This is a genomic window from Allorhizobium pseudoryzae (assembly GCF_011046245.1).
Taxonomy (GTDB): domain Bacteria; phylum Pseudomonadota; class Alphaproteobacteria; order Rhizobiales; family Rhizobiaceae; genus Neorhizobium; species Neorhizobium pseudoryzae.
Genome location: NZ_CP049241.1, coordinates 659,179 through 671,463, shown reverse-complemented (window position 1 = coordinate 671,463; position 12,285 = coordinate 659,179). Strand labels below are relative to the sequence as shown.

12 protein-coding genes are annotated in these 12,285 nt (G+C 60.7%); 9 read left to right on the top strand and 3 right to left on the bottom strand.

Annotated elements, in window-relative coordinates:
- The first annotated feature begins 13 nt into the window (after positions 1-13).
- The 7 genes from G6N78_RS03275 (at position 14) to G6N78_RS03245 (ending at position 7,889) form a co-directional block, all read left to right on the top strand.
- A complete protein-coding gene (locus G6N78_RS03275) occupies positions 14-1,807 on the top strand; it encodes an acyl-CoA dehydrogenase C-terminal domain-containing protein (RefSeq protein WP_165215742.1) in 1,794 nt (597 codons plus the stop codon).
- A gap of 55 nt (positions 1,808-1,862) precedes the next feature.
- Positions 1,863-2,120 carry an AbrB/MazE/SpoVT family DNA-binding domain-containing protein gene (locus tag G6N78_RS03270; RefSeq protein ID WP_165215740.1) on the top strand — a complete coding sequence of 86 codons (258 nt, stop codon included), beginning with the start codon at positions 1,863-1,865 and terminating at the stop codon, positions 2,118-2,120.
- Positions 2,120-2,449: a type II toxin-antitoxin system PemK/MazF family toxin gene (locus G6N78_RS03265; RefSeq protein WP_165215738.1), complete on the top strand. Its 330-nt coding sequence runs from the start codon at positions 2,120-2,122 to the stop codon at positions 2,447-2,449. Before G6N78_RS03270 ends, G6N78_RS03265 begins: the two co-directional genes overlap by 1 nt.
- A gap of 46 nt (positions 2,450-2,495) precedes the next feature.
- Entirely contained in the window at positions 2,496-3,704 is a 1,209-nt protein-coding gene (locus G6N78_RS03260; RefSeq protein WP_165215736.1) for an acetyl-CoA C-acetyltransferase, read from the top strand.
- A gap of 188 nt (positions 3,705-3,892) precedes the next feature.
- Complete coding sequence (locus tag G6N78_RS03255) at positions 3,893-6,109, top strand: 3-hydroxyacyl-CoA dehydrogenase NAD-binding domain-containing protein (protein ID WP_165215735.1); 2,217 nt, start codon at positions 3,893-3,895, stop codon at positions 6,107-6,109.
- A 293-nt stretch (positions 6,110-6,402) separates the two neighbouring features.
- Positions 6,403-6,903, top strand: a complete 501-nt coding sequence (locus G6N78_RS03250; RefSeq protein WP_165215733.1) for a histidine kinase — start codon at positions 6,403-6,405, stop codon at positions 6,901-6,903.
- 236 nt (positions 6,904-7,139) lie between these two features.
- On the top strand, positions 7,140-7,889 hold the full coding sequence (locus tag G6N78_RS03245; RefSeq protein WP_165215732.1) for a DUF5131 family protein: 750 nt from the start codon (positions 7,140-7,142) through the stop codon (positions 7,887-7,889).
- On the opposite strand, the gene G6N78_RS03240 is transcribed toward G6N78_RS03245, so the two are convergent.
- A complete protein-coding gene (locus G6N78_RS03240) occupies positions 7,844-8,755 on the bottom strand; it encodes a three-Cys-motif partner protein TcmP (protein WP_165215730.1) in 912 nt (303 codons plus the stop codon). The genes G6N78_RS03245 and G6N78_RS03240 overlap by 46 nt on opposite strands.
- 571 nt (positions 8,756-9,326) lie before the next feature.
- Here G6N78_RS03240 and G6N78_RS03235 point away from each other — a divergent pair.
- The gene (locus G6N78_RS03235; protein WP_165215729.1) at positions 9,327-9,710 is read left to right on the top strand and encodes a hypothetical protein; all 384 of its coding nucleotides are present in this window, start codon (positions 9,327-9,329) and stop codon (positions 9,708-9,710) included.
- A gap of 4 nt (positions 9,711-9,714) precedes the next feature.
- Here the strand turns inward: G6N78_RS03235 and G6N78_RS03230 are convergent, their stop codons facing one another.
- Entirely contained in the window at positions 9,715-10,437 is a 723-nt protein-coding gene (locus G6N78_RS03230; protein ID WP_206531599.1) for an LrgB family protein, read from the bottom strand.
- Positions 10,437-10,805 carry a CidA/LrgA family protein gene (locus G6N78_RS03225; protein WP_165215726.1) on the bottom strand — a complete coding sequence of 123 codons (369 nt, stop codon included), beginning with the start codon at positions 10,803-10,805 and terminating at the stop codon, positions 10,437-10,439. Before G6N78_RS03225 ends, G6N78_RS03230 begins: the two co-directional genes overlap by 1 nt.
- Before the next feature lie 270 nt (positions 10,806-11,075).
- Here G6N78_RS03225 and G6N78_RS03220 point away from each other — a divergent pair, with 270 nt between their 5' ends.
- On the top strand, positions 11,076-12,215 hold the full coding sequence (locus G6N78_RS03220) for a sensor histidine kinase (protein ID WP_165215724.1): 1,140 nt from the start codon (positions 11,076-11,078) through the stop codon (positions 12,213-12,215).
- Positions 12,216-12,285: the final 70 nt, after the last annotated feature.

Genomic DNA, 12,285 nt, shown 5'->3' with positions numbered 1-12,285 from the left:
GAGGAGTTCGCGAATGCCTGTCTACAAGGCCCCGGTCACCGATACCCTGTTCATCTTGAAGGACGTGCTCGGCATCGAACGTTACAACAATCTTCCCGGCTTTGCCGATGCGACGCCGGAGATGATCGAGGCGATCGCCTCCGAAGCGGCGCGCCTGTCCGAGGAAGTGCTGTTTCCCGTCAACTATTCAGGCGACCAGGAAGGCTGCGTCCGCGCCGAGGATGGCTCCGTCAAGACCCCGAAAGGGTTCAAGGAGGCCTATGACGCCTATTGCGAGGGCGGCTGGATCGGCCTTGCGGTTCCGGAGGAGTTCGGCGGGCAGGGGCTTCCCTACACGCTGCATGCCGCCGTCGGCGAATATACCTCTGCCGCCAACATGTCGCTGATGATGTATCCCGGCCTGACGCAAGGCGCGATTGCCGCCATCCTCGTCCACGGCAGCGACGAGCAGAAGAAGACCTATCTTCCGAAGATGGTCGAAGGCACCTGGTCCGGCACCATGAACCTCACCGAGCCGCATTGCGGCACCGATCTTGGTCTTCTGCGCACCAAGGCCGTGCCGAACGGGGACGGCAGCTACAAGATCTCCGGCCAGAAGATCTTCATCTCGGCCGGCGAACACGACATGACGGACAATATCGTCCATCTGGTGCTTGCCCGCATCGAAGGCGCACCCGCCGGCACCAAGGGCATTTCGCTCTTCATCGTGCCGAAGTTCATGGTCAACGCGGATGGCTCGGTCGGCGAGCGCAACGCGGTTGTCTGCGGTGCGATCGAGCACAAGATGGGCATTCACGGCAATGCCACCTGCGTGATGAATTATGACGAAGCGACCGGTTACCTGATCGGCGCGGAGAACAAGGGCCTGAACGCCATGTTCGTCATGATGAACGAGGCGCGTCTCGGCGTCGGTCTCCAGGGTCTCGCCATCTCCGAAATCGCCTATCAGAACGCCGTCGCCTATGCCAAGGACCGTATCCAGGGCCGCTCGCTCTCTGGTCCCAAGGCACCGGAAAAGGCCGCCGACCCGATCATCGTGCATCCGGACATCCGCCGCACGCTGATGACCATCAAGGCCTTCAACGAAGCCGGCCGCGCCTTCATGCTGTGGACGGCGCTGAAATCCGACATCGCCCATCGTTCGTCCGATGCAACTGAGCGCCAGTCGGCGGACGATCTTCTCGGTCTCGCCACGCCGATCCTGAAGGGTGTGCTAACCGACAAGGGTTTTGACCATGCGGTGATGGCACAGCAGGTCTATGGCGGTCACGGCTACATCGAAGAATGGGGCATGAGCCAGTATGTGCGCGATGCCCGCATCGCGATGATCTACGAAGGCGCGAACGGCATCCAGGCGCTCGATCTCGTCGGTCGCAAGCTGGCGCTGAACGGCGGCCGCGCCGTTATGGCCGCTTTCAAGGAAATCGGTGACTTCTGCGAGGAGAACCGCTCGAACGAACAGATGGCGCCCTACACGAAGTCGTTGAAGAAGGGCTTGAACGACCTGCAGGCCTCCACCATGTGGTTCATGCAGAATGCCATGGCCAAGCCCGACAATGCCGGCGCCGGCTCGACCGACTACATGCACCTCTTCGGCCTCGTGATGCTCGGCTACATGTGGGCCAAGATGGCAAAATCCGCGCAGGACCTGATCGCCGCCGGTGATGAACGCGCCGATTTCCTGAACACCAAGCTTGTCACGGCCCGCTTCTACATGGACAAGATCATGCCGGAAACCGCACTGCGCAAGGTGCGCATCGAAGCTGGCAGCGACACGCTGATGGAACTGGCCGCCGAGGCGTTTTGATTGCGGCAAGGATCGATAAAAGTTATACGTATGTATAACTTTTTCGGAGGTGGAAATGGCAACGTCAACATTGCGCAATGTCGGAGGGTCCGTGATGATGACCATCCCCAAGGCCGTTCTCGAAGAACTGGGCCTTTCGGCAAATACCAAGGTTGATGTGTCTGCGGAAGCGGGGCGGCTGATTGCCGTGCCGCGTGCGCGGCCGAAATACACGCTTGAGGAGCTTTTGGCACAGTGTGATCCTGATGCGCCTCTGTCCGACGAGGAGCTTGAATGGTTCAATGATCCGCCCGTTGGCCGGGAGATCATCTGATGGAGCGGGGCGAGATCTGGCATGTCGATCTCGAACCGATCAAGGGCCGTGAACAGGCCGGATCGCGTTACGTACTGATCGTAACGCAGAAGGCCTTCAACGATCTCGGCACGCCCATCATCGTGCCGGTCACGACTGGCGGGCAGTTTGCCCGTTTTCAGGGTTTTGCCGTTTCGTTGTCGGGTGCTGGCACACGAAGCTCCGGTGTCATCCTGTGCAACCAGCTACGGTCCCTCGATCTCAAGGCGCGCGGCGCGCGCTTTGTGGAGAAGGTACCTGATTTCATTCTCGACGAAGTTCTGGCGCGCATCAGCACATTCTTCGAGTAGCGAACGAGACAAAGAGGGCGCCCCGGGTGCCCAAGGGAGAGAGACAATGACCGAAGTCTATATCTACGACCACGTGCGCACGCCGCGCGGGCGTGGCAAGAAGGACGGATCCCTGCACGAGGTTCCCTCCGTCCGTCTGGCCGCAAAAACGCTCGAAGCCATCCGCGACCGCAACGGCCTCGATACAGGAACCGTCGATGACATCATCATGGGCTGCGTCGATCCGGTGATGGATGCCGGCGCCGTGATTCCCAAGGCCGCCGCCTTCGAGGCCGGTTATTCGGTGAAGGCACCCGGCATGCAGATCTCGCGCTTCTGCGCCTCGGGTCTCGATGCCGTCAACTTCGCGGCGGGCAAGGTCATGGCAGGCTCCGACGAGATCGTTATTGCCGGTGGTGTCGAAAGCATGTCGCGCGTCGGCATGGGCATGTCCGGCGGCTCCTGGTACATGGACCCCTCCGTCAACTTCCCCGGCTATTTCATGCCGCAGGGTGTCTCGGCCGATCTCATTGCCACGAAATACGGCTTCTCCCGCGATGACGTGGATGCCTATGCCGTGGAAAGCCAGAAGCGTGCGGCGCATGCCTGGGCGAACGGCTACTTCTCCAAATCCGTCATCCCGGTGAAGGACCAGAACGGGCTGACGATCCTCGACCGCGACGAACACATGCGGCCCGAGACGAACATGCAGTCGCTCGCGTCCCTCAACCCGTCCTTCCAGATGCCGGGCGAGATGGGCGGTTTCGAAGCCGTCGGCCTGCAGGCGCACCCGGAAGTCGAGCGCATCACCTATGTCCACCACGCCGGCAACTCGTCGGGCATCGTCGACGGCGCCGCCGCCGTCCTCGTCGGCTCGAAGGCCGGTGGCGAGACCATGGGCCTGAAGCCCCGCGCCCGCATCCGCGCCTTCACCAATATCGGCTCCGATCCGGCCCTGATGCTGACCGGCCCGGTGGATGTGACGGAAAAGCTCCTGAAGAAGACCGGCATGTCGCTGAAGGACATCGACCTTTTCGAACTCAACGAAGCCTTCGCCGCCGTCGTGCTGCGCTATATGCAGGCCTTCGACATCTCTCACGACAAGATGAACGTCAATGGCGGCGCGATCGCCATGGGCCATCCGCTGGGCGCCACCGGCGCGATGATCCTCGGCACGGTGCTGGACGAGCTGGAACGCCGCGATCTCAATACCGCGCTGGTCACCCTCTGCATCGGCGCCGGCATGGGCACGGCCACGGTCATCGAACGGGTTTGATGGCTCTCCGATGACAGCCCCTCACCCCGCCTCCGCTTCGCTCGGCGCACCCTCTCCCCGTAAACGGGGCGAGGGGGACCAGAAGCGTCGCGGCATACCTCTTCTCCCCGCCTGCGGGGAGAAGGTGCCGGCAGGCGGATGAGGGGCGAACGACGCCAAAGCGATTTTCAGGGAAGAGGAATCCCATCATGAGCACCTACAAGAATTTCACTGTCGAGACCGATGCAGACGGCATCGCCCTTGTCACTTGGGACATGCCGGACAAGTCGATGAACGTCTTCACCGTCGAGGTGATGCAGGAAATCGATGCCATCGTCGATGCGACCGTCAAGGACGAGGCCGTCAAGGGCGTCGTCTTCACCTCCGGCAAATCGGCCTTTTCCGGCGGCGCCGATCTCACCATGATCCGCGGCATGTTTGATCTGCTGCAGCAGGAACAGGCGAAGAACCCGGACACGGCGATGCAGACGCTGTTTACCGAAGCCGGCCGCATGACCTGGCTGTGGCGCAAGATCGAAACCAACGGCAAGCCGTGGGTGGCCGCCATCAATGGCGTGTGCATGGGCGGCGCGCTGGAACTGTCGCTCGCCTGCCATGGCCGCGTCGCCTCCAACGCCAAGTCCGTCAAGCTCGCGCTGCCGGAAGTGAAAGTCGGCATCTTCCCCGGCGCCGGCGGCACGCAGCGTGTCTCGCGGCTTGCCAACACGCAGGATGCCCTGCAGATGATGACGACTGGCCAGACGTTGACGCCGCAGCGCGCCAAGGCGATGAACCTCGTGCATCAGGTGGTCGAGCCCGATCAGCTCGTGACTGCCGCCAAGCAGATGATCAAGGACGGGCTGAAGCCTGTCGCTCCCTGGGATGAAAAGGGCTTCAAGGTGCCCGGCGGCGGCATCTGGACGCCGGCTGCTGCCCAACTCTGGCCGGCAGCACCAGCCATCCTGCGCCGCGAAACCGCCGGCAATTATCCGGGCGCGCTCGCCATCCTGAAATGCGTCTATGAGGGCCTGCAGCTGCCGTTTGATACGGCGCTCAAGGTCGAGCAGCGCTATTTCACGCAGGTGCTTCGCACCACCGAAGCCTTCTCGATGATCCGCTCGCTGTTCATCTCCATGCAGGAACTCGGCAAGGGTGCCCGCCGCCCGGTCGGCGTGGAGAAGCAGAAACTGACGAAGATTGGCGTTGTCGGTGCCGGCTTCATGGGCGCCTCGATCGCCTATGTCACCGCCGCCGCCGGCATCGCCGTCTCGCTGATCGACCGCGACGAGGAAGCCGCGGCCAAGGGCAAGGCGCATTCGGAAAAGCTGGTAGCCGATCAGGTTGGTAAGGGCCGGATGACCAAGGAAGACGGCGAAAAGCTGCTCTCCCTCATCACGCCGACCGCCGATTATTCGACGCTGTCCGATGTCGCGCTTGTCGTCGAAGCCGTCTTCGAAGACCGCCAGGTCAAGAAGGACGTCATCGAAAAGGTCGAGGCCGTGCTGCCGGAAGGCGCGATCTTCGCCTCCAACACCTCGACCCTGCCGATCACAGGCCTTGCGAAGAATTCCAAGCGTCCGCAGCAGTTCATCGGCGTGCATTTCTTCTCGCCGGTCGAAAAGATGATGCTGACCGAAGTCATCCTCGGCGAGGAAACCGGTGACGAGGCGCTTGCCGTGGCGCTCGATTACGTCGCCCAGATCAAGAAGACGCCCATCGTCGTCAACGATACGCGCGGCTTCTATGTCAACCGCTGCGTCTTCCGCTACATCAACGAAGCCTATGACATGCTGATTGAAGGCGTGCCGGCCACCATGATCGAAAATGCCGCCAAGATGGCCGGCATGCCGGTCGGCCCGCTGTCCTTGAACGACGAAGTGGCCGTCGATCTCTCCCAGAAGATCATGAAGGCCTCGATTGCCGATCTGGGTGAAGCCTCGGTCAAGCCGGAGCACATGGCGCTGGTCGATAAACTGGTGAACGATCTCGATCGTCGCGGCCGCAAGAACACGCGCGGCTTCTACGATTATCCGGCCAAGCCCGCCAAGAAGTCGCTGTGGCCGGGCCTCAAGGACCTCTACCCCCAGAAGCCGGCTTCCGACGTGGATGTGACCGTGCTGAAGCAGCGCCTTCTCGTCACCATCGCGCTTGAAGCCGCCCGCACCATGGAAGAGGGCATCGTCACCGATCCGCGTGAGGCCGATGTCGGCTCCATCCTTGGCTTCGGTTTCGCACCCTATACCGGCGGCACGCTGTCCTATATCGATGGCATGGGGGTCAAAACCTTCGTGGCGCTCTGCGAAACGCTTGCTGCCCAGTATGGCGATCACTTCAAGCCGACGCCGCTGCTCCTCGACATGGCTGCCAAGGGCGACACCTTCTACACGCGCTTCAACCCCTACGGTGCGGAACAGAAGGCAGCCTAAGCTTTCGATCCGTCCTCAAACAACGTATGAAACAGGCTCCTTCGGGGGCCTGTTTTGCTGGTCCGGAACGCGCTCCGGTGTGGTCTGTCGCGGATTCATAAGTTAAATTGCAGATACGCGATGTAACAAGGAATCACAAATAGGCGCTTCAGAAAATTTTTTATTGCAAACCGCGGTTTCCACTTTCGTTCATCTTGGCGACAGCAAGAAATGTGTAGAAATGAGAGCAGCATCAGGCGCTTCGGGGGAAGCGACGGATGTCCTGCCATTTCATTCCACGAAGGATCACACCCGTGAAGAAGTTTATTGCCGCGGCTGCTCTGGCCGCCATGCTGTTTCCTGCCGCCTCCTTTGCCGCCATGAAGACGCTCGCTTTCCCGAGCGACGCACCGGTGGCAAGCATCGCATTTCCGGAAAGCTGGGGTCCGGAAGAAACCGATACCGGTATCCAGGCCACCTCGGATGACGGTGCGATCTATATCTCGATCGATGTCGCCGATGGCGAAGGCACCGACAAGGCCATCGACGAAGTGATCGCCTTCCTGGAAAAGAACGGCGTCTCGGTCGATCCGGCCACCCAGAAGCAGTCGGAAGACACGATCAACGGCATGAAGATGGCGAACTTCGACTGGTCCGGCAAGGACAAAGACGGCCCGGTCAGCATCGGCCTGTCGCTCGTCTCGCCGAAGCCGAACAAGCTGCTGCTCATCACCTATTGGGGCACCAAGGGCGAGCAGGAAAAGCATGCCCAGACGCTCGGCGAGATCATCAACTCGCTGAAGCCGGCCAAGTAATCGTCACCGCGATTGCATGGCACGAGAGAGCCGCCGGCCGCCCCGGCGGCTCTTGTCGTTTGTTGACGGACATTCTCAGGTGCCGGGTAGCCGAGCCCTCGACATCGACGCTAAGGTCGGTGCCTCCTACACGCGTCTTGATCCTTATGGCAAAGTGGATGAATGGGTTCCCTACGCCTCAACTTCTCCTTAAAGAGACGTGAGTTACTCCTGGATTATGGCCGGAGACGACGTGCATGGCAGAGACCTCGATAGAATGGACGGATGCTACGTGGAATCCGGTTGCGGGCTGCTCCGTCATGAGTGCCGGCTGTACGAACTGCTACGCAATGCGTATGGCAGCTCGGCTGGAAGCTATGGGACTTGAAAAATATCGTGGTTTGACGCGCAAAACAGGTGGTCGTCCCAAGTGGACCGGTGAGATTCGCCTAGATGAAGCAGCGCTGAAGATCCCGGAAACTTGGTCTAAGCCGCGCAATGTTTTCGTGAATTCGATGTCAGATCTCTTTCATCCGAACGTGCCGGCTTCGTTTGTTGAGAAGGTATGGGCCTCTATGGCGCGCGTCCCACGCCACACGTTTCAAATCTTGACAAAGCGCCCCGACCGCATGGCAGACATTCTTGGTCGCGATTTTCCGGTTTTGCCCAATGTTTGGCTCGGCACCAGCGTTGAAGATGATCGCGTTATCGGTCGGCTCGATGATTTGAGAAATGTTCGTGCTGCGGTCCGCTTTGTTTCATTCGAGCCGTTGATCGGGTCGGTGTCCCGCGGACATTTGACAAACATCCATTGGGCGATTGTCGGCGGTGAGTCCGGACCGAATGCACGTTCTCTCAATCCCCTTTGGGTCGATGAGATTTTCCAAATGTGCGACGAGGCGGGCGCTGCCTTCTTCTTCAAGCAATGGGGAGGGAAAAACAAGAAAGCCGCTGGTCGAATCTATCGGGAACGCACCTGGGACGAAATGCCAACATTGAGTATATGAGTCGCAATCTTACTTGCAACCTTCACCGCGGCAGGCTTCGGGTTGCCAACCGCAAAAAACAGTGAAGCCATTGGCGCGTTGCTCTTTGAGTGTCTAAGTCTGAGGGGTTTCAGAACGGTGCCCTTGAAGACAGTCTTCAGGCGGTCGTGAACCCATTGCTCAATGCGGTCTACGGATGCAGCCCTTGTCTCGCCGGCAGCCAGATTTCCAAATAGATCGTCAGAGGGACCTCTTTCTTCATACCAATCGCGGCGCCAGCTATCCGTTCCGAAGACACGAGTTATAGATGTTATCTTGACCTGGTCCAACTTCAACGGATCTAAGGGCGCGTTGCGGTATAACCCAGATAGAGGGAAGAAATACCAGCAGTCCAGAGCCTGCGTATTTGCGATCGCTTCGACGGTCTCCCAGGCCACTTCCATACCGTAAGGATCAAGGAATATGACGCCGCGCATTTTCTCGCGGTGCCAATCGTACCGTGAGCAGATCCGTTTGACGATCTCGTTTGCGTCGCCTTCTCTGACATGCGCCCGGTTTCCGGGATACTCATCAACTACACTTTTCAAGGCGGCAACCTTCTTTGGATCTTGCTCGATCAGGACGACAGAATGAAAAGGAGGATCCGTTTCCAATGCGATACGAGCTGATCCCGGCGTGGTCACCTCCTGTACGTCCTGCATATCCTGATCAAAAAACGGGAGCATCGCCTTGGTCTCTGTCCTGCTTCCCGTGCCTGCAAAAGCATCGATGTACACGCGGCAAAAATTCTGCCCCTTCAGTGCTGTGGAATATGCGGATAGATAGGCTCGTAAGCAGTTAAGCTTACGTTCGGTCTCGGAACTGCCAAAGAAATGCTTGTCGCTCATCTTTTATTCCCCAACCTCGACAGTCTAAGGGACTGAATACATCTTTCAATAGAATTTTTTGCGAAAAGTGTGCTTTGATTGCGTCTGGTGGTGCGGGGATAAATCCCCACCTCCCCCTCACAATTTCAGCCCCTTAGCGCCTTTCTCATCCCCGCTCGCAAAACCCGTGCCCATAATCGTCTTGCCTCCGCTGCCGGAGTGTTTCGCGAGACGGTCGCGGGCAGGCGGGGCCGGTGCCTCATGGGTCGTCGTAACGTGCGGCGGGCGCATGAGGAGGTGGAAGCCGTGGGGGCGCGAATGCCTGGCCTATCAAGTCCTCCCCGGGCAGCCATGTCCGGTTCGGGTAAGCCGTGCAAGCATCGGGAAACCGGTGTGCAGCGGGACGAGGCGTTCATCTGTAGGGGCAGGGATGCCTCGAAAGGACACCGAAGGCCACGCAAGGGCGGAGCCATTTCTGTTTCCACTCACGGGCATCTGCCCTTGCGTGGCTTCTCCTTGCACCCGCGGCGGCGTGGCCGTTGGCGGAATTTCGGCATGCGGAAAAGGGTCGAACCGGGACGGAGGCAATGACATGGCATCGAGCAAGGTAGAGCGTGACGCCGATCTCTGGGTCTACGAAAACGTACCCTACATCAACGGGCTGAGCCAGGGTCAGTTCGACCGCCTGCCGCAGGACGAGAAGGACCGGCACGTCCAGATCATCATGCAGGTTCCGGCCACTGTCCTCGGTTACTGGAAGACCTGCGATGTGTCTGTCTGCCGCCGCGCGCGGCGATGCCGCGGTTTTCTGACGAAGGCGCAGCGAGAGACGGGGAAATACAAAATCCCTTATCCGCCCTGCGTGGGTCCGCGCGGCCGCAATCAGGCAGCGATGCTGGAGATGCTGGAACAGTGCAACCATCTCTTCGATGCCGAGGTGCGCCCGCTCCTCGGCAACCGCAAACCCCGTGCGTGAACGCTTACGAACCGAGGAGCAGCCGTGCGGCGAGCGGCACGATGATCGAGGTGGCAATCGCATTCAGCGCCATGGCGATGCCGGCAAACAGGCCGGCGGTCGGATCGACATCATAGGCACGTGCCGTGCCGATGCCGTGCGAGGTGAGCCCCACGGCAAAGCCGCGCGCGGCATAATCGCGAATGCCCATCCGGTTCATCATCGGCGTCACAATCAGCGCCCCGATGATCCCGGTCAGGATCACCAGCACCGCGGTCAGCGACGGGTTGCCGCCGAGCGAGGAGGAGATGGCCATGGCAACGCCCGCGGTCGCCGATTTCGGCAGGAAGGAGATCAGCACGTCGCGGGGCAGGCCAACCAGCCAGCCGAGCGCGATCACCGACAGGACCGCCACCACCGAACCGACCACGAGCGCCAACCCGATCGGCGCCAGAACCTTTTTCACCTCGTCCCACTGCTGGTAGAGCGGAATGGCGATCGCCACCGTCGCCGGCCCCAGCAGGAAGTGTACGAATTGCGCACCGGCGAAGAATTTTTCGTACGGAATATGGAAGACGGTCATCACCACCGACAGCACGATGATCGAGGTCATCACCGGATTGACGAGCGGGTTGCGCTTGAGGCGAACCGACAGTTCCACCGCACCGATCCAGGTGCAGACCGTCAGCGTCAGCCAGGTCAGCGGCGAGGTGGAGAGATAGACCCAGAGATCGACCGGACTGCGCATCACGCTCCCCATTTCTTGTCGAAGTACCGCCGCGCGGCGATGAAGGTCCACACCGTGATGCCAAGCGTGACGGCGGCCGAGACGACGAGCACGATGGTGATCGGTGCCGCCTCGCTTTGCAGGACGCCCCAGAGCGAGACCACGCCGACACCGGCCGGGACGAAGAACAGGCCGAGATTGGAGAGCAGCGTGTTGGCAGCCCCTTCCACCTGCGGGAACGGCGCCCGCCCCAGGCGGCGGCCGAGTTGCAGGACGGCAAACAGAAGAACGAGCCCGACCACCGGTCCCGGAACAGGAAACTTGGTCAGAAAGACGATGCTCTCGCCGATCAGCTGGAACATCAGGAGGGCCGCGATACCGCGCAACATGAGACAGTCTCCAAGAGTGGACTGCCGCGACCCTAGAGCGTCCGGTCAAAAAGGGGAATCCGGTTTTCGGCACGCCTGCCTTGTCAAAAACAGGCAACGAGACCAAGGCGCGTTCCTCTGCGTCGTCGATCATCCAGCCCATGGTGGCGCGCCGGTCACGGCGCCTCCTGTTCGTTACGGAGAGAGGGCGTGTCCAGCGGATAAGAAGCTGCAAAGGTTGCAATTTTCGGATAAGCAGATGGTTTGTAGCTGCGGAAGGAAAGGTCTGCAATGCGGAACCACCGCGAGACGGCGCGCTCCATGAGCCGACCGGGGGAACGTCGTTTGAGGGCTGCGCACCGTGTGGAGCGGGATAACCGTCTCGTGCAGTGGCTGGCGCGCCTGCCGGCGTTCCGTTCGACCAATGAAATGCCGACACGCAGCGAGCAGATCACCGCCTATGTGCTCTCGCTGGTCATCGAGGCCGTGGCGATTGCCCTGCGGTTCGCCATCGATGATTATCTGCCCCCCGGCTTTCCCTACCTCACCTTCTTCCCGGCCGTGATCCTGACCGGCTTCTGTTTCGGCATCCGGCCCGCGCTGATGAATTCGATGATTTCGGCTTCGGTGGCCTGGTACTGGTTCCTGGCGCCCGCCTGGAGTTTCGACCTCTCGCCGCAGTCCATCACCGCACTTGCCTTCTTCTTCCTGGTCATCGGCATCGATCTCGGCCTGCTGCAGCTGCTATTGGCGGCCTATTCCACGCAGGTGAAGGTGCGCGACGAGCTGGCGCAGAACCTGCAGCTGCAGCAGCTGGTGTCCGAGGAGGTGGACCATCGGATGAAGAACCTGCTGGCCACCACCAGCGGCCTGATTTCGCTCTCCCAGCGTCATGCGGCAACCCCGCAGCAGCTGGGCAGCCAGCTTCGCCAGCGGATCCAGGCCATGGGTCACTCGATCAATCTGCTGAGAGGCTCCCTGCACGGGGGAAAGGCGGATATGCGGGAGGCGATCCTGGCCGCGCTCGAGCCGCTGGGGCTTGCCGAAGGGGAGCGTCTTGCCTTCGATGGCCCGAAGCTCAACCTCAACGGATCGACGATCATTTCGCTCAGCCTGATCTGCCATGAGCTTGGCACCAATGCGTTGAAATATGGCGCGCTGTCGGTGGAGGGGGGCCGCATCCAGGTGTCCTGGCGCAGGCTTGATGCTGCGGCATCGAGCGGGGAAGACGCAAACGACGAGATTATCGAACTCGTCTGGAAGGAGAGCGGCGGCCCGCCGGTTGAACCGCCAAGTCGCCAGGGGTTCGGGACGGAACTGGTAACGCGCATGGCCTCGAGCTTTGGGGGCGGGCCGAGCCAGCTCGATTATGCGCCGGACGGGCTTGTCGTCCGGTTTTCAATGCTGAGCGAAAGCGTGCTCGCCACCTGAAGGGGAGCGCTCCTCACGCGAACGGCGCCCGCAGGCGCCGTTCCAAAGATGAGGGATGGTTGCGGATCGG